The organism is Nonomuraea polychroma (genome assembly GCF_004011505.1).
GTDB lineage: Bacteria > Actinomycetota > Actinomycetes > Streptosporangiales > Streptosporangiaceae > Nonomuraea > Nonomuraea polychroma.
The window spans coordinates 4,363,539-4,384,024 of the sequence record NZ_SAUN01000001.1; the positions used below are offsets into that span (position 1 = coordinate 4,363,539).

A 20,486-nucleotide genomic window follows, 5' to 3' on the forward strand; every position below is an offset into this window, starting at 1 on the left:
GGGCGGGTACTCGACAGACCACGGTCATCGCGTGCGCCCCTTTTGGGATGACGGGCTGATCTGAGGTGAGGGTCTGCTGCTACTGAGCGGCGGTCTTGAGCCAGTCGCGGTAGCGGATCTGGCCGAAGGTGGCGCCGTCACCGGGCACCAGCGTGCGCTCGCCCGGCACGCTGCCGAAGTAGCGCGCCTGCGGGTCGGTGACCACCTCGCGCGAGTCGCCCCAGGCGGCCAGGGCCTCGCGGAAGAACTCGTCCATCCGGAACTGCTCCGGCCCTGCCACCTCCACCCTGCCGTTCAGCGGCGACCCCACCGCGGTCCGGCCGACCGCCTGGGCCACGTCGTCGCCAGCCATGGGCTGGAAGCGCACGGGCGCCATGTGCACCTTGCCATCGACCGTGGCCTCGTCCGCGATGGCGCGGGCGAACTCGAAGAACTGCGTCGCGTGCACGAGCGAGAACGGGATGGACGACTTCTCGATCAGCTGCTCCTGAGCGATCTTCGCCGCGAAGTAGCCGTTCTCCGGCATCCGCTCGGTGCCCACGATTGACACCGCGACGTGGTGGCCGACCCCTGCCGCCGCCTCCGCCGCCAGCAGATTACGGGTGGAGGTCTCGAAGAACTCCAGCACCGCGGCCCGCTCGAACGACGGGGAGTTCGACACGTCGACCACCACCTGCGCGCCCGCCCTTCGCCGGTGAGGGTGTTGACTCCGGTGTTCGGCGCTGCCGCCACCGCCTCGTGACCATGCTCAGCCAACTTCGTCACGAGCTTCGACCCGATCAGACCCGTCCCGCCGATAACCACGATCTTCATGAGCAAGCCCTCCTGTCCGCCGGGGGTACCTGTTACCAACCGGTCGCCAGCTAAGACCGGACATCCTCCGGACTCGTGACAGGTGCCGCGAAATTTTCTTTTCACGCTGCAGAGGACTCCCGCCCCCGAGGGGTGGACACCGCAGGCGGATGGTCAGGCCGTGGCCCGCCGTTCGCGGGCGCGTAGCCGGCGGCGTTCTGCTGGGGTGGTGCCGCCCCACATGCCGTCCGGTTCGCCGGTGGTCAGGGCCCAGTCGAGGCAGTTCTGCCTTACTGGGCAGGCCTGGCAGATGCGCCGTGCCTGATCATCGGGTTGCCTGGGGTGGTCGTCCCAGGTGATCGGGAAGAACAGGCCGGGGTCCGCGTCCTGGCAGGCGGCCCGGGTCGACCAGCGCAGAGGGGATCGCGGGGCGTAGTGCTGGTGAGTCTGTTGGATAGTCATGATCGCCACCTGGTGAACGAGGGTGCATGGGTCGACATGGGGGCTGGCTTCAGCTGATCCGGGCGACGGTCAGAACGGCGGCGAGGGCCTGGTCGACCGTGTTGTACACGGGCAGAAGCGCGTGAATCCGGACAATCTCCAGCAGACGGGCGGGGGCGCCACGGGCACCCGCCAGACGTACGCCCGCGTCCTCGGCGGCGGCCCGGCGAGCGCTGGATATCAGGACTCGCAGGCCGGAGCAGTCCAGGAAGGACAGCTCGGTCAGGTCGAAGACCACATGGTCGCCGGGTCGCCGGACGCGGTTGATGTAGTGGGCCAGCCGGCCGCTGGTGGTGAGGTCGGCCTCACCCCCGACCGCGATCAGGCACGTGCCGGGAAGATGCTGATGCCTCAGTGTCAGCGACGTGGTGGAGGCCTTCGCGGGGCTGGCCGAGGGCTTGAGGTGCCGGGAGGTGACCATGCGATCAGCCGCCTTCGTGGCGCCGCCAGTGCCCTTCGAGCGCGGCGGCGACCTGCGCAGGCCGCTGCAGCACCGGCCAGTGGTTGCAGTCGAGCTTGATCACGTGTTCCGCCCGGATGGCCTGGCCCAGTTCGTCGGCGAACTCGACCGGGCAGGCGGGGTCGCGCGCGCCCCAGAACACGAGGCCGGGCGAGGTCAGCTTCGTCAGACCGGGTTCCCACTCGCTGCCCATCCGCACCGCGGAGCGGTAGAGCTTGAGAATGCTGTCCTTCATCAGCGCATCCACGTGCCGCACCATCTCCTTGGCCAGGCCGGCGGGAACCTCGAAGCCGTTGATCAGATCGCTTGCGAAGCCGTCCTGCGTCAGCCCGGCCATGAAGCGGTCCCCCTCGACCGGGTCCTGCCAGATCTTGGCCAGCGGATGCCATACGTATCGGGCGCTGATCGGGCCGTTGCCGCCGGCCCAGGTACGCACCAGGTCGGGGCGCAAGGACGCGACCCGGGCGGTGAGGATGCAGCCCCAGTCGTGCCCGACCAGGTCGACCGGCTCGCCGACCGCCTCCAGACGGCCGATCAGCCAGTCGGCGTACTCCTCCTTGGTACTGCCGAAGCCGTCCGGCCGGGGAGCGCCGAACCCGGGCAGGTCCCACGCTTCCACATCGGTACGCGTCAGGTGCCGGCGAACGCCTGCCCAGAGGCGGTGGGTGTCGGGGACGCCGTGAATGAGGATCGCAGGCATGGGCGTATCACTGGCCGACGGCGTCGAGGATGGCGGCGACCACGGCGTCGGGCTGGGACGCCGCGATCGCATGTGAGGCGCCGGCGATCTCGCGGGTTCCGCGCGAGCCGGCCCGTTCGGCCATGAACCGCAGTGCGGCGGCCGGGATGTTGAGGTCGCTCTCGCCGTGGACGAACCAGGACGGCGTGGTACGCCAGCCCGGCTCGTCCGCCGTCAGCCCGTCGGTCAGCGCCCGCTCGGTCACCGGTCGCTGGGTCGCCGCCATCAGGGCAGCCTCACCGGCGTCCACGTCGGCGCAGAACTGGTGGTGGAACTTGTCCGGGTCGATGCGGAACTCGTTGCCGCCGGAGGCGACCGGGTAGGCGTTCAGGGCGCCGCCCAAGGTGCTGCCCTCGAACTTGGCGGACAGCAGCAGTGCGCTCTCGCCGGGTTCGGGGGCGAAGGCTGCGACGTAGACCAGGGCGCGGACGTTCGGGTTGCCGACCGCCGCCTGCGTGATCACCATACCGCCGTAGGAGTGGCCGACCAGGACGACCGGCCGGCCGAGGCCGGCGATCACGTCGCGCACGTACGCGGCGTCGCCCTCCACGCTGCGCAGGGGGTTGGCCGCGGCGACGGCGGTGAGCTGGTTGCTGTGCAGGCGTTGAATGACGCGGTTCCAGCTGGCCGATTCGGCGAAGGCGCCGTGGACCAGGACGATGACGGGCTGCTCGTTCATGAGTGTGCCTTTCCGGTGTTCAGGCTTGGTTCGCCCACTTGGACCGGGCGGCCACCGAATCTGTGACAACGCCGTGCTCGTACGGGAGGTGAATCGAGCAATGTGCTCACCCCTCAGTCTCGGCGTGCGGCCGGTCATGCCGGGCGACGCGTGGAAACACGCTGTCACAACCCCGCGCGGCCGTCCGGTCTTAGGAGGAGGCCGCACCGCCGGCTGAAGAGACGACCACGCAGCCACCGGAGGGCGACAGCATGATCGAACCGGACCACGTGCCGTGGCACGCGCTGCCGGCCGGCGATGTCGCCGTCAGGCTCCAAGCGGCCCCGGACCAGGGCCTGTCGGCCGGCGAGGCGGCGCGACGTCTCGAGCGCCACGGCCCCAACCAGCTGCGGGAGGCGGCCCGCGAACCGCGCTGGCGCGCGTTCCTGCGTCAGTTCCAGGACCTGATGATCCTGATCTTGCTGATCGCCGCTGTGGTCAGTCTGCTGATCTCGCGCGAGTGGGAGACCCCGCTGGCGATCGCCGTGGTCGTGCTGCTGAACGCCACCATCGGCTTCGTGCAGGAATCCCGCGCCGAAGCCTCGCTGGAGGCGCTGCGGAAGATGACCTCCACCATGGCGACCGTCCGGCGAGACGGCCGGCTCGCCCGCCTGGACGCCAAGGAGCTGGTTCCCGGTGACGTGGTGGTCGTCGAGGCCGGGGACCGAGTGCCCGCGGACGGGCGGCTGGTGTCCGCGGCCTCACTGGAGGTGCGGGAGGCGGAGCTGACCGGAGAGGCGCAGCCGGCCGCCAAGTCCGCCGTCGGCCGCGTCGAGGAGGGGGCGCCGCTGGCCGACCGTACGAATGCGTTGTTCATGAACACCGCGGTCACCCGCGGACGGGGCGAAATGCTCGTCACCGCCACCGGCATGGCGACCGAGACCGGCCGGATCGCCGGCCTGCTCGCCGCCGCCAAGCCTGCCCCGACCCCGCTCCAACGGCAGATCAACGCACTCAGCCGGACCCTGGCGCTCATCTCGGCCGTCGTGGTGGTCGTGGTGGTCGCGCTCGGGCTGGTACGCGGGCAGGAGTTCGGCGTGCTGTTCATCACCGCGGTCTCGCTGGCCGTGGCCGCCATCCCCGAGGGACTGCCGGCGGTGGTGGCGTTCACCCTGGCCATGGGCACCGACCGGCTCGCCCGCCGCGGAGCCATCGTCAAACGGCTGTCCTCGGTGGAGACCCTCGGCAGCACCTCGCAGATCTGCACCGACAAGACCGGCACGCTGACCCTCAACCAGATGACCGCCCGGGAGCTCATCCTCGCGCAGCGGCGCTTCACCGTCTCCGGTCACGGCTACGCCATCGACGGGCGGATCCGCTCCACCGACGGCCGCCCGCCACCGGACACCATGGACCAGGCGTTGATCGCGATGGCACTGTGCACCGACGCCGTGCTCCGTGACGAGGAGGTGGTCGGCGACCCCACCGAGGCCGCCCTGGTCGTGCTCGCCGAAAAGGGCGGGATCGACGTCGCGGCACTGCGCCGACAGCGCCCGCGCTTGGCCGAGATCCCGTTCGACGCGGACCACAAGTTCATGGCCACCTTCCACCACTGGACCGACGATGACGGCCAGCCGATCGTGCGCTGCTTCATCAAAGGCGCGCCGGACGTCCTGGCCGCACGAGCCGCTCACTACCTGGGCCCGGGCGGCATCACCGGAATCGACCCGCAGGCCCGGCGACGCTACGGGGAAGGGAACGCGACCCTGGCCGAACAGGGCCGCCGGGTCCTGGCCGTGGCCCGCCAGGACTTCGCCGCCGACGGCTTCGACGCCGGCGGCGATGCGAAGAAGCTGCTGGACCAGATCGTCCTGATCGCCCTGGTCGGCATCGTCGATCCACCGAGGCCGGAGGCACGGCAGGCCATCGCGCAGTGCCGCGACGCGGGCATCCGCGTCCGCATGATCACCGGCGATCACGCGGTGACGGCCGCGGCCATCGCCCGCGACCTCGACATCCCCGGCCAAGCCGTCACCGGCGCCGAACTCGACCAGATCCCCGACGACACCGAGCTGGCCCGCCGCCTGGACGACATCGGCGTCATCGCCCGGGTCTCACCCGAGCACAAGCTCCGCATCGTCGGCGCCCTCCAGGCCCGCGGCGACGTGGTCGCGATGACCGGCGACGGTGTCAACGACGCCCCGGCACTACGCAAGGCGGACATCGGCGTCGCCATGGGCCTGACCGGGACAGAGGTGACCAAGGAAGCGGCGACCATGGTGCTCACCGACGACAACTTCGCCACCATCGTGGGAGCCGTACGCGAAGGGCGCGGCGTCTACGACAACATCGTCAAGTTCACCCGCTTCCAGGTCTCCACCGCGCTCGGCTTCGTGCTCACCTTCCTCATCACCTCGCTGACCGGCATCGCCGGCGGCGCCCCGTTCACCGCCCTGCAGATCCTCTTCGTCAACCTCGTCATGGACGGCCCGCCCGCGATGTCGCTCGGCGTCGACCCGGTCAGCCCGGACGCGATGAGCCGGCCACCCCGCCCCATACGCGAACCCATCCTCACTCGGGAGCGCCTCATCCGCATCCTGATGACCAGCGCCATCATGGCGACCGGCACCGCCGCCGTCCTCGCCTGGGCACCGGAGCCCGCCTCTGCCGTGGGTCAGGCCAGCGTCGCGGGCACGATGGCGCTCGTCACCTTCGTCTTCTTCCAGGCGTTCAACCTGCTCACTGTCCGCCACCCCACCCGCAGCCTGTTCCACCGCGAGACTCTGCACAACACCAACCCGCTGATCGCCACCCTCGCGGTCGTCGCCCTGCTGCTGCTCATCGTCGAACTGGATGCCCTGCACGGCTTCTTCACCACCACCGATCTCACCTTCGGCCAGTGGCTGACCTGCCTGGCCGTCGGATCGGCCATCTTGTGGGTCGGCGAACTCGTCAAAGCCGTGCTCCGCGTCCGCGACCGCCGTCAGAGCACCCACGACGCGTGAGCGCCGATCACGGCGTCAGGCCGTGGCCGTCGTGTCTTCGAGCAGAGTGGCGCGGATCTGTTTGCGGGATGCGATGCCGAGCTTCACGAAGACCTTGCGCAGGTGCCATTCGACGGTGTGCGGGCTGATGAAGAGCTGAGCGCCGATCTCGGGGTTCGTCAGCCCGTCACCGGCTAAGCGCGCTATCTGCGCTTCCTGGGCGGTGAGAGTGGTGCCCGCCTCGACGGGGCGCTTGCGGATCGTCTCCCCGGTGGCCTGCAGCTCGCGCCGGGCGCGTTCCGCGAACGCCTCGGCCCCCATCTGGCTGAGCATCTCGTACGCGATGCCCAGTTGCTCGCGCGCGTCGACGCGGCGGCTCTCCCGGCGCAGCCACTCGCCGTAGAGCAGCCGGGTGCGGGCGAGCATCATCCGGACGTCGGCACGGCTGAGCCGCTCGATCGCCTCACGGTAGAGAGTCTCGGCGGCCGGCCCGTCGCTCACCTGGGCACGCACGCTCGCCGAGGTCCCGAGGGCCCAGTCGGTGCCGCTGGCCTGCGCCATCTCGTCGAGTCGCTGGGCGACTTCGGCAGCCCGGGCCGGCCTTCCGCTCCGGACGGCGGCCTCGACGAACTCGATCATGGACCAGGTGGACAGTCCGAGCTCCTGTGGGTGCTCGGCGCCTCGCTCGGCCGCGACATACGCCTCCTCGTAGCGACCGAGGCCGTTGTAGAGCACCGAGCTCGCCCATTGGGTGGCGGTCAGCACCTTGCCTTCCCCTTGGAGGGCCGTGTCTCGCGTGATCGCTTCGATCACCTGACGTGTCGCAGCTTCCCGGCCCCTCCACGGCTCGGCCACCAGGGCTCCGTACTGGGCCATGAAGCGGCTGCCCGTCACCTCACCGATCGTCATCGCCTCGGCGACCAGCGCATCGGCGACGGCAAGCTCGCCGGCGAGGACCCGAGCCGACAGAAGCAGGAGGAGGGCCGGCGGCAGCACCGACAGAGCCCCCGTCTCGCGTGCCAGGTCGACCAGCTTCTCCGAGAGCACCGAATAGCTGTCGAAGTCCCAGACGTTATGGGCCGTGCGGCACGCGAGCGGGAGCCAGCCAAGGCCCTCTGCCCTGGAGATCCCTTCGGTGCGGAAGCCGGCCAGGGCCCGCAGCACCATCGGCATGCCCGCCGAGTAACCCTCGATGGTCGCCACAGCCAGGCCATTCAGGAGCAGATCGTTGCGCTCCGGGGGCGGCCCCGGCGGTGCGGCGAGGGCCGCCTTGGCGACGTCCACCATCTGAGCCCCGACCGCCAGACGGCCGGCGGTGAAAGCCGCGTAGAGCGCGTCACGGTAGGTCTCGCGGGCCAGCCCGGCGTCCAGCGGCTCCAGGCGCCTGCCGGCTTTGAGCAGCAGCGGCAAGCCGGCGCCGGCACTTCTGGAGGCGAACATGATCTGGCCGCGCAGCAGGTCGGCCTGGGCGAGCTCGCGTTCGTCCAGCGGGCTGAGTTCGGCCGCGTCCAGGAGTTCCAGCGCGGCATCGTATCCGCCGGCCTGGTATTTGGCCCGGGCTGCCGCCAGCGCCCTGGTTCCACGGCGCGCGGGGTCGGGGGTCAGCTCGGCCGCCCGTTCAAGGAAGGCGGCCGCCGCTGCCACTCCGCCGCGCGCCTGTGCCCGATCGGCGGAGTGCTCCAGCCCGGCGGCCACCGTCTCGTCGGGGCTGGCCGTCGCGTTGGCGAGATGCCACGCTCGACGGTCGGGATCCGATTGAGGATCGGTCGCGTCGGCCAGCGCGCGGTGCACGTTCTGCCGGTCGGCCGGGGCCGCCACGTGGTAGGCCGCCGAGCGCACCAGGGGATGCCGGAAACGCACCCGGGTCCCGATGGTGATCAGTCCCGCCGCTTCAGCCGGCGATGCGGCGGCCGCTTCGATTCCCAGCAGCTCTGCCGCTCGATTCAACAAGGTCACATCGCCCACCGGCTCGGCCGCCGCGATGAGCAGCAGACGCTGCGTCTCGGCCGGGAGCGACTGGACCCGCCGCAGAAAGCTCTGCTCGATCTGGCTGGCCAGCGGCCGCGCGTCGGGCCGACCGAACCCACCTGCCAGCTCCGCCGCCGTCAATCCCCGGGGCAGCTCGAGCAGGGCCAGCGGGTTTCCCTGCGTCTCGGCGACGATCCGGTCCCGGACCCGCTCATCAAGTCGCCCAGGAGTCACGGAGTCCAGCAGGGCGCGAGCGTCGCTGTCGCTCAATCGCCCCACCTCGAGCTGCGGCAGCCCCGTCAACTCCTCTTCGAGGCCGGGCTCGCGCACCGCGAACACCAGCCCGATCGGCTCGGCGAGCAGGCGTCGCGCGACGAAGGCGAGGGTCTGCGCGGAGACTCGATCAAGCCATTGGGCGTCATCGACGAGGCAGACCAGCGGCTCTTTTTCGGCCACGTCGGCGAGCAGGCTGAGCACCGCGAGCCCGACCATGAAGCGGTCTGGTGGAGTGCCTGCGCTCAGGCCGAATGCCGTCCCGAGCGCGTCGCGTTGTGGCTGCGGCAGGCGACCGAGATGATCCAGAAACGGGGCGCACAGCTGGTGCAGTCCGCCGAAGGCCAGTTCCATCTCGGACTCGACGCCCGCCGCTCTGACGATGCGGCAGCCGGAGGCGCTGCCCCGCGCGTACTCCATCAGCGCCGTCTTGCCGATGCCTGCCTCGCCGCGCAGGACCAGGACCGAGCTATGGCCGGCCTGCACCGTCGCCACGAGCCGGTCCAGCGTCTCGCACTCGATCTGCCGCCCACGCAGCTGCAAACCAGGCCCCCTGCTTGCCATGGGCACCGCCCCCGCCCCACCCACCGTAAGCCCGTGGACCATCAACGCCGGAGGTACGAGACGACTGGCGTTATGTCATACATCGGCAGGCTATCGCTCCGATCTCGATCACGGCAAAGAGCCGTTGACACCGGCCGCAGCGTCAGCAGACGAACAGGTCTGCCGCTCGGCAGCAGCGGGAGGCGTCGTCGGCAACGCCCCCGCCCAGGCACCACCCTGGAACACCTGGCCCGCGGTGTCACAGATGCGGGTGGCCGCCCGGTCCAAGTGGGCAAACCTATCCGATTCGTGATGAAGAAAGGTGGATCATGAGGTTTGCATGTCGCTGGAGACCGGTCTCAGACGGGGACCCGCAGGTGGCGGGCTTGCGTGCCCTTCCCCATCCCGTAGCCGACATCCCCATGAGGAGATCGTGATGAGCCACGACATCGGAGCGCCGCGACAGTCGGGCAGCCGCGTGCTGCCTCCGGACGTGCCCGCATCAGTCTCGGCCGGGCCGCCGACGACCGGTGCGCCGGCCGGGCCCGAGACGGGTGAGCCCCGCTTCGGGCTCGGTACGGCGTCGGCGCTGGTGGTCGGCTCGGTCATCGGGACCGGGGTATTCGCTCTGCCCTCCGCCTTGGCGGTGTTCGGTCCGATCTCGCTGGTGGCGTTCGTCCTCGTCACGATCGGCGCGATCGCGCTGGCGCTGACATTCCGCGATCTCGCGGTACGGCTGCCCGGCGCGGGTGGCCCCTACGTCTACGCCCGCGACGCGTTCGGCGAGTTCGCCGGATTCCTCATCGCCTGGAGCTACTGGATCACCGCGTGGGCCGGAAACGCGGCGATCGTCGTGGCGTGGGTCGGCTATGTTGAGGTGTTCTGGAACACCGGGCACGAGGCCGGGTGGTCGATCGTCATCGCGCTGACCGGGCTGCTCCTGCCGGCGCTGGTGAACCTGTTGGGATTGCGCAGCTTCGCCGCGTTCCAGGTCGTCACGACCGTCCTGAAGTTCATCCCGCTGGTGTTCATGGCCACCATCGGCCTGCTGTTCATCAACACGGCGAACTTCGGCGACTTCAACGCCAGTGGGACCTCCTGGCTCGGCGCGATCAGCGCCGCGGGCGCCATCGCCCTGTTCAGCTACCTGGGCATCGAGACCGCATCGGTCGCCGCGGCCCGGGTCCGCGACCCGAAACGGAACGTCGGCCGGGCCACCGTGCTGGGCACCCTGGCCTGCGCCGCGGTCTACATCCTCGGCACCGTCACCGTCTTCGGCACCGTGGCGCACGACGACCTCGTCAGCTCCACCGCGCCCTTCACCGACGCGGCCAACGTCATCTTCGGTGGTCGATGGGCGGGGGCCACGGTCGCCGCCGCAGCCGTCGTGTCCGGCTTCGGGGCGCTGGTCGGCTGGACCCTGATCGTGGCCGAGATGCCGCGCGCAGCGGCGCAGGACGGGTTGTTCCCGACCGCCTTCGCCCGGCAGAACCGTGCCGGGGTTCCCGCGTTCGGGATCGTCATCTCCACTCTGCTGGCCGCGGGGCTCACCGTCGTCAGCTACACCAGCTTCGAGCAGGTGTTCATCACCGTCGTGCTCTTGTCGGTGCTCACCTCGGTCGTCCCGTACTTGCTGTCCGCCGCGGCGCAGCTGTACTGGCTGCGCACCGACGGCAGGCGGCTGCGGGTCAGGCATCTGGCTCGCGACGTCGTCGTCTCGGCGCTCGCGCTGGTGTTCGGGTTCTGGGCCCTCGCCGGGAGCGGCTACGCGGCCGTCTACTACGGGACGTTCTGCCTGTTGCTCGGCGTGCCGGTGTACGTGTGGGTCAAGGCCCGCCGCGGCACGTACGGCGAGACCCCGGCTGTGACGCGATGACCACAGACCAGGACGTCGCGTTGAAGGTCGGCATCCATTCCGAGATCGGCCGGCTGCGCGAGGTCATCGTGCACCGGCCCGGATCTGAACTGGACCGGCTGACCCCGGACAACGCCGCCCAACTGCTGTTCGACGACGTGCTCTGGGCGGACCGCGCCCGCCGCGAACACGACGAGTTCGTCGAGGTGCTGAGAGGCCACGGCGTACGGGTGCATCTGTTCGCGGATCTGCTGGCCCAGGCGCTCGCGACGGACGCCGGCCGGCGCTTCGCCGTGGATCGCGTGTGCACTGATCAGCAGTTCGGACCGGCTCTGGCCCGGGAGCTGCGGGCGCTGTTCACGGATACCGACCCGGTCTTGCTGGCCGGCTACCTGATCGGCGGGATCCTCAAGTCGGACATCGACCTGCCCGGCGGGGCAAGCGTGGCATGGCAGAGCCTCGGTGCCGACGAATTCGTGCTCACCCCGCTGCCCAACACGCTGTTCCAACGCGACAACGCGGCGTGGATCGGACGGGGCGTCGCGGTCAACCCGATGGCCAAGCCGGCCCGGAGCCGCGAGTCGATCAACACCCGCACCGTCTACCGGCACCATCCGCTGTTCGCCGACGCCGACTTCGTGACCGTCTACGGCGACGACGACCTCCACCACGCCCCGGCCACGCTGGAGGGCGGCGACATCCACGTCATCGCCGACGGCGTCGTCATGGTCGGGATGGGCGAGCGCACCACGCCGATGGGCATGGAGATGCTTGCCCAGCGGCTCTTCTCGGGTGGCCATGCCCGCCGCGTGCTGGCCGTCGAGCTGCCCAAGAGCCGCTCGACGATGCACCTGGACACCGTGCTCACGATGGTCGACGTGGCCACCTTCGTGGCTTACCCGTACTTCGACCAGGCCGCGGCCCGGGTCTGGCTGCTCGCCCCCGATGGGAACGTCCAGCACCGGACAGGGCTGACCGCCGGCCTGCGCGAGGCGATCGAGGACGACGACGTCCGCGTCCTCACCGCGGGGGGAGACCGGCGCGAGGCCGAGCGGGAGCAGTGGAACGACGCCGACAACTTCCTGGCGATCTCTCCCGGAGTGGTGCTCGGGTACGAGCGCAATACCGCGACCAACGCCATGCTGCGCGACCACGGCCTCGAGGTCATTCCTCTGGCCGGTAGCGAACTCGGCCGGGGACGCGGCGGCGCACGGTGCATGACCTGTCCCGTCCTGCGTGACCCCGTGCCCTTCTCCTCGAAGGAGTCGTCATGACCCGCTCAGCCGCATCCCGCTCGTTGCTCACCGTGACCGACCTCGGCCGGGAGGGTTTCCTCGAGATGCTCGACCGCGCGGCGGCACTCAAGGAAGCCAAGCGGTCCGGACGCGAACGACCCGCACTGGCCGGCCGCAACATCGCCCTCGTGTTCCAGAAGGACTCCACCCGCACCCGATGTGCGTTCGAGGTGGCCGCCTATGACCAGGGCGCCCACGTCACGTACCTGGGACCGTCGGGGTCGCACCTGGGCCGGGAGGAAAGTGTCGCGGACACCGCGAGGGTGCTGGGTTCGCTGTTCGACGGGATCGAGTTCCGCGGATTCGGCCAGGAGACCGTCGAGGAGCTGGCCCGGCACGCGGGTGTGCCGGTCTGGAACGGGCTCACCGACGAGTGGCACCCGACCCAGATGCTCGCCGACGTCCTGACCATGCGCGAACACCAGCCCGGCGAGATCGAGGCGATCAGCTACTGCTTCGTCGGCGACGGGCGCGGCAACGTAGCCCGGTCGCTGCTCGCCACCGGAGCCATGCTCGGCATGGATGTACGGATCGCCGCACCCGAGGAGCTGAGTCCTCCGGAACCGCTGGTGAAGGGGGCCGAGCGCATGGCGCAGGCCAGCGGCGCCCGGGTGCTGGTCACCGACGACCTCGCGACGGCGCTCGACGGCGCCGCCTTCATCTACACCGACGTGTGGGTCAGCATGGGCGAGGCCGACGCCGAGTGGGACCGGCGCGTTCCGCTGCTCACCCCCTACCGGGTCACGGCCGAGGTGATGGCCGCCACGGGCCGTCCCGACACGCGGTTCCTCCATTGCCTCCCAACCGTGCACGACACCAGCACCGAGCTCGGCCGGCGGATCCACCAGCGCTACGGCCTCGCCGGAGCCGAGGTCACCGATGAGGTGTTCACCTCCGCCGCCTCCGTGGTCTTCCAGCAGGCGGAGAACCGGCTGCACACCATCAAGGCCGTGCTCGTCGCGGCGCTGGGAGCGTGACATGCTGCTTGTCGTCGCGTTGGGCGGGAACGCCCTCCTTGAGCGAGGCGAACGCCTGGACGCGGAGGTGCAGCGGCAGCACGTGCGCTCCGCCGCCCGTGCACTGGCCCCGCTCGCCGCCGAGCACACGCTGGTGCTCTGTCACGGCAACGGGCCGCAGATCGGGATGCTGGCCGTCGAGAGCGAGAACGACCCTGCTCTGGCGCACCCGTTCCCGCTCGACACGCTCGGTGCCCAGACCCAGGGCATGATCGGATACTGGCTGACGCAGGAGCTGGGCAACGCGGGCATGGCCCGGCCGGTCGTCACGATCGTCACGCAGACCGAGGTCGACGCGGACGATCCGGCGTTCCGCACCCCTACCAAGTTCGTCGGTCAGGTCTACCCGGAGCCGGTAGCCCAAAGGTTCGCGCTGGAGCATGGGTGGACCATCGCCCGGGACGGCCGGGCCTGGCGCCGGGTCGTCGCGTCCCCGGCACCTCGTCGCGTCATCGAACTTCCCACGATCCGGCAACTGGTGGCCGGCGGCACGACCGTGATCTGCGGCGGCGGGGGCGGGGTGCCCGTCCTCGCCCGTGACGGCGGGCGATTCGAGGGCGCGCAGGCCGTCGTCGACAAGGACCTCACGGCGGCGCTGCTGGCCATCGAACTGGGAGCCGACCGCCTCGTGGTGCTCACCGACGTCGACGCCGTCCGGCGTGACTTCGGCACCCCTCAAGAGCAACCGCTGTCCACAGTGAACGTCGACGAGCTCCGCGCCATGCGGTTTCCCGCCGGATCGATGGCGCCGAAGGTCGACGCCTGTATCCAGTTCGTCACCGCGACCGGACGACCGGCCGCGATCGGGGCGCTGCGGGACGCGTCCGCGGTGCTCGCCGCCATGGCGGGAACCACCATCACGGCGTCGGCCGGCTCAGCGGGTGCGTCGAGGAGGACAGCATGATCATGGCGCGATGACCTTTGGGCTCCGAGCGTGGTACGCGGCGCAGGGTGGCCGCAACCGTACACGCGTGCCACACCGCCGGCGTGCAAGCGTTCTTGTCACAGTTTGCCGGGCTGTCCGGTCCAGACAGGAGGTAACCACCGGCAGGGAAAGGATCGGATCATGGTGCAGAGAGCGCGGGTCGTGGTCGTGGGCGCGGGGTTCGCGGGGCTGGCCGCCACGAAGGAGCTGGCTCGGACCGGGGCCCTGGTGACGCTCGTCGACCGCAACCCGTACGCGACCTTCCAGCCCCTGCTCTACCAGGTCGCCACGGCCGGGATGGGAGCGTCGGACGTGTCGTATCCGATCCGCGCCTTCGCCGCCAGGTGGCCCAACGTGCGCACGCGCCGGGCCGGCCTGAGCAAGGTGTCGGCCGGAGAGCGGCGGGTGGAGTTCGAGGACGGGAGCGGGCTGGACTACGACTATCTCGTGCTGGCCACGGGCGTGACCACCAACTGGCTCGGCGTCGACGGGGCGCGGGAGAACGCGCTGCCGATCTACTCACTCGGGGACGCGGCGGCGGTGCGCGACCGGCTGGGGCAGCGGTTGGAGGACACCGCGCTCGGCCGCCGCCAGAGCACGCACGTCGTGGTGGTGGGCGGGGGCGCGACCGGGGTGGAGATGGCGGGCACGCTGGCCGAGCTGCGCCGCCGCACGCTGCCGCTGACACATCCGGAGATCACGCCGGGCCAGACCAGCGTGACGCTGGTGGAGCGGTTCGACCACGTGCTGGCGCCGTACAAGCCGCGGTTACGGAACGCGGCGGCGAAGGCGCTGCGCAAGAGAGGGGTGGAGCTTCGGCTGGGGTCCACGGTGGCGGCGGTGGAGCCGGACGCGGTGGTGCTGGCGGACGGGACACGGCTACCGAGCGACCTGACCGTCTGGGCGCTCGGCGTGACCGCGCCCACGCAGGTCGCCGACTGGGGCCTGCCGCAGGGCATGGGCGGCCGGATCACGCTCACCGCAGCGCTGAACGTGCCGGAGCACCCGGAGATCTTCGTGGCCGGCGACCTGTCCGGGCCGCCCGCGCCGCTGCCGCAGCTCGCCCAGCCGGCGATCCAGATGGGGGAGCATGTGGGCAGGCAGATCGCCGCGGCCATGCGGGGCAGGCCGCTGCGGCCGTTCTCGTACCAGGACCCGGGGATCATGGCCACCGTGGGCAAGGCCCAGGCCGTGCTGCAACTACCCAACGGGCTGACCGTCCACGGGCTCCCTGCCTGGCTGGTGTGGATCTTCATCCACGTGGCCTACCTGCTGGGCGGCCGCAACCGGGCCAGCGTGCTGCTCAACTTCTTCTGGCGCTACGCCGGGCCGCGCCGCAGCGCCACCAGCGTCTCCCAGTAGCTCAGAGGAGCCGCCAAGGGATGTTCAGGGCCGGGCGCAGGCGTACGGAGCGGGCCCGCAGCGCAGCAACAGGACGCCCTGCTCCTCCCCCGAGCTTGGTCGCCAGGGCGTCCCTGGCGGGCTGGTCGACCGGTCGAACGCGCACATCAGGCCCTTGCCGCGGGGAGTCGAAGACGTAGGCCTCGACGTCCCCGATCGCCTCCGAGGCGACATAGAACGTCCGGCCCCTCCTTCGATCGCGTCACCACGGCTGCGATCTTGCCTGGGTAGTACCGGGCGGCTTCCAGCCGCCGCTATGGAACCTCGAACGTCAGTAGCGACCCACCCTCGCTCCGGCGCAGCCCCGAGGACACGAATAGCCGCACGAAGGCCACGTTCCGGACCTCCATGCGGCCCACCCAGCCCGGTTCGGGACCCCTTCCTTCGTGTGGCCGCGCAACCGCGGAGACGTTCGGCCCAGCGCTTCTGAACCGGGTGTCGGGTGCCCCCGGCGCGCAGCTCGCCGCCGCGACCCCCAATCGTGGCACCGACGTTCGTCCCCAGCTCAGGACACCTCCGTCGCGGGGGTACCCTAGGCCGCCGCGCTGAGACCCTAGGCGGCCACAACGGTGGACCAGGGTGCCGACCACGGTGTCCCAAGGGCGCGACACCGGGGTCCCGAAAGCGACCGTTATCGCAGTGGCATCGCCGGATGCTGTGGGCGAACGGAGCTGAGACCGTGACCATGACCCTGTGGGAGTCGCACAGAGACGACGCAGCGCAGACCAGTCCGACGGTCTCCGCAGTCGATGACCGGTTGATCAGCGAGTTGGACAGGGCCGCTTCGGTGTTCGTCACCGCACGGCCCCGGCTCTTCGCGATCGCGCTCCGCGTCCTCGAGGACGTGGGCGAGGCCGAGGACGTGGTGCAGGAGGCGTGGCTGCGCTGGGAACGTACCGACCGCTCGGTCGTCATCAGTCCGCCCGCGTTTCTTGCGCTGACCACCACCAGGCTCGCCATCAATGTCGCCCAGTCCGCCCGCAGGCGTCGCGAGACGTCCTCGGGCCCTTGGCTTCCCGACATGGCGGACCGCAGTGTCAGCCCTGAGACAGCGGCTGAACGACATGTGGCGGTCGATGTGGCGATCCGGTTGATGTTGGAGAAACTGACGCCCGCCGAACGGGCGGCATACCTCCTCCGCAAGGCATTCGACTACCCCTACCGGCGGATCTCCGAAATTCTCGACCTGGGTGCAGACCACACGCGGCAACTCGTGCGGCGCGCCCACGAACACCTCGCCGCCGAGCGACGTCGGCCGGTGAACACCACCGCACACCGGCGCCTCGTGCGGACGTTCCTCGCTGCGGCGCAGACCGGCGACCTCGCCGCATTGGAAGAACTGCTCGCTGCTGACGTGTCGGCCAGGTCCGACGACGGCGACTCGAGGGTGAAGCCTCCCTCGAGTTGCCATCTTCGGGCCGCCGACCGGTCACCTCGTCGACGGATTTCCACGGAGCCGATGAGAGCTGAGCGAGCCGGAGCCACGACACCAGGCGTCAGCGCTGGGCTTCGGCCCGCTCTCGGATCCCGCGCAGCATCCGCCGCTTCATCGGGTAGTCGTCTACTCCCCCTTGACGGAGCAGATCGCCGATCCGATCACGGACGTGACCGCGTCCGGGTGCGAGACGAGGGTCAGATGGGACCCTCCCGCGAACTTGGTGACCTCGGAGTGGGCGCGCTGCGCCATGGAGAGCTGTGACGCCGGCGTGATGATCCGGTCGCCGGTGCTGACGAAGTACCAGGACGGAATCTTCTTCCACGCCGCGGCCCGTGACGGGGTCTGGAACGCGCTGGTCGAGGCGGCCCGCTGGGAGGCCCAGAGGCGTACGGCGGTGTCCCGCGGCAGGTCCGAGGCGAACGAGCCGACGAAGACGTCCTTCTTGAGGTAAAGGTCGCTCGCCCCCCGGGGCGCGTTGGCGTAGGACGCCTTGTCGTACAGCGAGTCGGGGTCACCGTTGAGGGCGGAGCCGGATCCGCTGAGCTGGGCGGTGGTCTCCCCGATGTCCGGTACCGCCGCGTCGACGTACACCAGGGCCTTGACGTTCGGGGCGGTCGCGGCGGCGTTCGTGATGACGGAGCCTCCGTAGGAGTGCCCCACCAGGACGACCGGGCCGGAGACGGTCTTCAGGAAGTCCGCGACGGTGGCGGCGTCCCCGTCCAGGTCGCGCAGCGGGTTGGCGATGGCGCGCGCGGTGTAGCCGGCCCGGCGCAGCGCCTCCATCTCTCCGTTCCAGCTCGAGGTGTCGGCCCAGGCTCCGTGGACCAGGACGATCGTCGGTTTGACGGAGCCCGGTGACGGACAGGGCAGGGGTCCGCTCGCCTCGGCATCGGCCGGCTGCGTCGTGACCACCGTGGCGAGCGTGGCCAGGAATGCGATCGTCGTTCCGGTACGTGTACGACGTCGGGCGAGAGGTCCGCGAACATGCGCGCGTACGGCTCGACGGAGGTGTGGATCGCCCCGACCCCGACTGTGCCGGCTCCAGTCCCGGGCGCGGTTCGCCGTCGATGCCATCGCTTGCCCCCCGTCGCGCGCTGACCAGGCCTTCTCCTACCTCAGGAGCAGCGCGTCTAACGCAGAGTGGCCGCCCGTTGCAGGTCGGACCCAGCGTCTGGCGAACGGCTTCCGCATCGGCAAAGGACACTCGTGCGCCTCAGGCAATCGGCCGCGCAGGCGCTAACGAGGAGCATTACCTCGGTTGGCGGGATGAACGTCCCTCAGGTGCCGGAGTCGGCGCAGACTTGTCTATCTCCCTGCTGTGGCGGAAGGTTCCGTGCAGGACTTGGAGCGTAAGCCCGTGCAGCTCCTCTCCCCTGCCATCAGCGACATCACCATGCCGATCATGAAAATCGCACAGGTGATAAGCGCCAACATGAACCAGACCTGAAGAAGGGAGGAGGTGGTCGACGATGACGACTCTGGCCTCGGGGCGCGGGTTGCCGAACCGGAGAGCACCGCGTCGAGCTCGGGATCGTCACAGGCCAAGCGCTTGGCTATCTCGTCGAGCGCTCGGCGCTCCTCCCGCGAAAGGCCCATGGTCTCACGCCTCGTTCGATAGCCGTCTGGGATCCGGCATGGCACCGGGACGACGCCAGCAGCGGCTGGCTGCGGACGCCCATCGCCATTGCATTATGCAACAGTTGGACGACGCGCGTCTCACACGCCTAGGACGGTGAAGAGGTGGGCCTTGTGTCGGCGAATACCGGACGAGGCTCTCCCGCTCGGCCGGTGTGCCCGTCTGGCCACGAGGGGGTCGCACGTGCGGGTCGGACCAGCCTACCGGCGAGTACGTCTCCCGCTTCGCCGGAATTTGATGGTCGAGCCGCTGTTCACTACCGCCCTGGCGATGATCTGCCCTAACGGCCGACGGCGCCATGGTGATCGCCCAGACGAACTTCCCCCACGAACTCGCGCTGCAGAACTCCGGCCCACCGCCGCTCGGATACTACCTCCCACGCGGGCAAAGCCGTCGCGCCCACGTCACACCCGACCACCTCGTGGACAACGAGGAGAAGCTGACGGTCGGCGGCGTGGACTTCACGCTCATCCCGATCCCCGGAGGAGAGAGCGACGACGGGCTGGTCATCCACATCCCGAGCCTGGACGTGGCCTTCACCGGCGACATGAGCATGCCCTATCTCGGCTCACCGACCCTCGCCGGAGGCTCCGCTCAGGGCCTGTTCGAAGCCATGCAGATGATCATAGACCTACGACCGCGGCAACTCATCCACGGGCACACCGCGCTGACCGACAACTACACGATCGAGACCTTCCCCGGGCTGCTGGCGGCCTTACGCGACCTGGAACGGATCGTCGCAGCCGGGATCGCAGACGGGCTGACGCTCGTCGAGATCCTGCAGCTCAACCACCTGCCAGGCGTTCTCAAGGATCATCCTGTCTCCGTCATGCCCTACCTGGTCACCCGCGACAACTTCATTCAACGTGTGCACCGCCAGCGGACCGGATACTGGCACCGGGGAGGCGAGGGCATTGAGCGCTTCGCACCTGCGGAGCTGGCGGCTGCGCTGGACCTGCTGGCCGGCGAGAGCCCTGCGGCCTTCAACACGGCAGGCCTCGCACTAGCGCGGCGCGGCGAGCACGCACTGGCACTGCATGTCGTCGACCTGGGGCTCCTTAGCCATCCCGACGATCCCGAACTCGTCGGCCTGCGGCAAAGCCTGCTGGATTCGCTGGTCGCGCAGAACCAGATGCTCAACCCATTCAAGTTCATGCACTACGCCGCACTTGCCGACCTCGAACTGGCGCCGCCCGACTGATCCTCAGCGCACCAAGATGCGACCCAAGCCAGACGCGCCCCCGCCGCATCGCCCATCACCATGCTGGTGCGCCCGGCACACCGAGCCGGGACGGGCTGCCCGCGGCACACGTCGACATGACCCGAGATGAGAAGGGGCTAATGTCCGTCTCACTGGGCCCTCACCGCTGATCGACATCCTTCTCATGGAGCAACTGAGACCCAAGGGGAAGGAACGACATGAACAACATCAAACTGATCCTCGCAGGCACCGCTCTCGGCACCGTGTTCGGCGGACTCGTGGTGGCCACCCCGGCGCTTGCCGACGAGCGGACCTGCCGCGGCACGATCCGCGCCGTGGCGGTGGACGGCGTGTACGTGCCGAAGGGCGCGACGTGCACCCTGGTGGGCACCCGCGTCGACGGCGACATCAAGGTCGGGCGCAACGCGACGCTGGTGGCGCACAAGGTGAGGGTCGACGGCAACGTCCAGGCCGAGGGGGCGCGGTCGGTGTCGGTGATCTCCGGCTCGCTGGTGGACGGGAGCGTCCAGGTCAAGCAGGGCGGTGCCGCCACGGTCACGTCATCGCGGATCAACGGTGACATCCAGCTTGACGACAACCGGCGCTACCAGCGGGTCAACGGCAACCGGGTGGGCGGCAACATCCAGGTGATGAGCAACCGCGGCGGCGTCCAGATCCACCGCAACGCCGTCAAGGGCGACCTGCAGTGCAAGGAGAACCGCCCGAAGCCGACCGGCGGCAAGAACGTCGTCGGCGGCAACAAGGAAGACCAGTGCCGACGCTTCTGACCTGACGAGCCGC

At 69.9% G+C, this 20,486-nt stretch carries 15 protein-coding genes and 3 pseudogenes; 9 read left to right on the plus strand and 9 right to left on the minus strand.

Annotated features, from left to right (window positions below; all coding sequences use genetic code 11):
• Positions 1 to 79: 79 nt before the first annotated feature.
• The 6 genes and pseudogenes from EDD27_RS19945 to EDD27_RS19965 form a co-directional block, all read right to left on the minus strand.
• On the minus strand, positions 80 to 661 hold the full coding sequence (locus tag EDD27_RS19945) for an SDR family oxidoreductase (protein ID WP_241564146.1): 582 nt from the start codon (positions 659 to 661) through the stop codon (positions 80 to 82).
• Positions 662 to 756: 95 nt separating this feature from the next.
• Positions 757 to 813: pseudogene (locus EDD27_RS58780) on the minus strand (hypothetical protein); the annotation flags it as partial.
• Between the two features lie 153 nt (positions 814 to 966).
• Complete coding sequence (locus EDD27_RS19950) at positions 967 to 1,254, minus strand: WhiB family transcriptional regulator (RefSeq protein ID WP_127933748.1); 288 nt, start codon at positions 1,252 to 1,254, stop codon at positions 967 to 969.
• A gap of 49 nt (positions 1,255 to 1,303) precedes the next feature.
• Positions 1,304 to 1,714, minus strand: coding sequence for an STAS domain-containing protein (locus tag EDD27_RS19955; protein ID WP_127933749.1), 411 nt, complete (start codon positions 1,712 to 1,714; stop codon positions 1,304 to 1,306).
• Positions 1,715 to 1,718: 4 nt separating this feature from the next.
• Positions 1,719 to 2,453: an alpha/beta fold hydrolase gene (locus EDD27_RS19960; protein WP_127933750.1), complete on the minus strand. Its 735-nt coding sequence runs from the start codon at positions 2,451 to 2,453 to the stop codon at positions 1,719 to 1,721.
• Between the two features lie 7 nt (positions 2,454 to 2,460).
• The gene (locus EDD27_RS19965) at positions 2,461 to 3,171 is read right to left on the minus strand and encodes an alpha/beta fold hydrolase (RefSeq protein WP_127933751.1); all 711 of its coding nucleotides are present in this window, start codon (positions 3,169 to 3,171) and stop codon (positions 2,461 to 2,463) included.
• A 251-nt stretch (positions 3,172 to 3,422) separates the two neighbouring features.
• Between EDD27_RS19965 and EDD27_RS19970 the strand changes: the two genes are divergently transcribed.
• Positions 3,423 to 6,155 (plus strand): cation-translocating P-type ATPase, encoded by a 2,733-nt coding sequence (locus EDD27_RS19970; protein ID WP_127933752.1) that lies wholly within the window; start codon positions 3,423 to 3,425, stop codon positions 6,153 to 6,155.
• A 15-nt stretch (positions 6,156 to 6,170) separates the two neighbouring features.
• On the opposite strand, the gene EDD27_RS19975 is transcribed toward EDD27_RS19970, so the two are convergent.
• Positions 6,171 to 8,918, minus strand: a complete 2,748-nt coding sequence (locus EDD27_RS19975) for a helix-turn-helix transcriptional regulator (RefSeq protein ID WP_241564147.1) — start codon at positions 8,916 to 8,918, stop codon at positions 6,171 to 6,173.
• A 436-nt stretch (positions 8,919 to 9,354) separates the two neighbouring features.
• On the opposite strand from EDD27_RS19975, the gene EDD27_RS19980 reads away from it, so the two are divergent.
• The 6 genes and pseudogenes from EDD27_RS19980 to EDD27_RS56725 form a co-directional block, all read left to right on the plus strand.
• Positions 9,355 to 10,794: an amino acid permease gene (locus EDD27_RS19980; RefSeq protein WP_127933754.1), complete on the plus strand. Its 1,440-nt coding sequence runs from the start codon at positions 9,355 to 9,357 to the stop codon at positions 10,792 to 10,794.
• Complete coding sequence (locus EDD27_RS19985) at positions 10,791 to 12,047, plus strand: arginine deiminase (RefSeq protein ID WP_127933755.1); 1,257 nt, start codon at positions 10,791 to 10,793, stop codon at positions 12,045 to 12,047. The genes EDD27_RS19980 and EDD27_RS19985 overlap by 4 nt, the downstream gene beginning before the upstream one ends.
• Positions 12,044 to 13,045, plus strand: a complete 1,002-nt coding sequence (gene argF, locus EDD27_RS19990; protein ID WP_127933756.1) for an ornithine carbamoyltransferase — start codon at positions 12,044 to 12,046, stop codon at positions 13,043 to 13,045. The genes EDD27_RS19985 and argF overlap by 4 nt, the downstream gene beginning before the upstream one ends.
• A 1-nt stretch (position 13,046) precedes the next feature.
• Positions 13,047 to 13,988, plus strand: a complete 942-nt coding sequence (locus EDD27_RS19995; protein ID WP_127933757.1) for a carbamate kinase — start codon at positions 13,047 to 13,049, stop codon at positions 13,986 to 13,988.
• 162 nt (positions 13,989 to 14,150) lie between these two features.
• Positions 14,151 to 15,371 carry an NAD(P)/FAD-dependent oxidoreductase gene (locus EDD27_RS20000; RefSeq protein ID WP_127933758.1) on the plus strand — a complete coding sequence of 407 codons (1,221 nt, stop codon included), beginning with the start codon at positions 14,151 to 14,153 and terminating at the stop codon, positions 15,369 to 15,371.
• Between the two features lie 724 nt (positions 15,372 to 16,095).
• Positions 16,096 to 16,632, plus strand: a pseudogene (locus EDD27_RS56725) (sigma factor); the annotation flags it as partial.
• Positions 16,633 to 16,971: 339 nt separating this feature from the next.
• Here EDD27_RS56725 and EDD27_RS56730 read toward each other — a convergent pair.
• Positions 16,972 to 17,760, minus strand: a complete 789-nt coding sequence (locus tag EDD27_RS56730; protein WP_241564148.1) for an alpha/beta hydrolase — start codon at positions 17,758 to 17,760, stop codon at positions 16,972 to 16,974.
• 534 nt (positions 17,761 to 18,294) lie between these two features.
• Positions 18,295 to 18,444 (minus strand): annotated as a pseudogene (locus EDD27_RS58785) (DUF3040 domain-containing protein); the annotation flags it as partial.
• Positions 18,445 to 18,782: 338 nt separating this feature from the next.
• Here EDD27_RS58785 and EDD27_RS20025 point away from each other — a divergent pair.
• The gene (locus EDD27_RS20025; protein ID WP_338324650.1) at positions 18,783 to 19,685 is read left to right on the plus strand and encodes an MBL fold metallo-hydrolase; all 903 of its coding nucleotides are present in this window, start codon (positions 18,783 to 18,785) and stop codon (positions 19,683 to 19,685) included.
• A 218-nt stretch (positions 19,686 to 19,903) separates the two neighbouring features.
• Positions 19,904 to 20,473, plus strand: a complete 570-nt coding sequence (locus tag EDD27_RS20030) for a hypothetical protein (protein ID WP_127933762.1) — start codon at positions 19,904 to 19,906, stop codon at positions 20,471 to 20,473.
• Positions 20,474 to 20,486 lie beyond the last annotated feature (13 nt).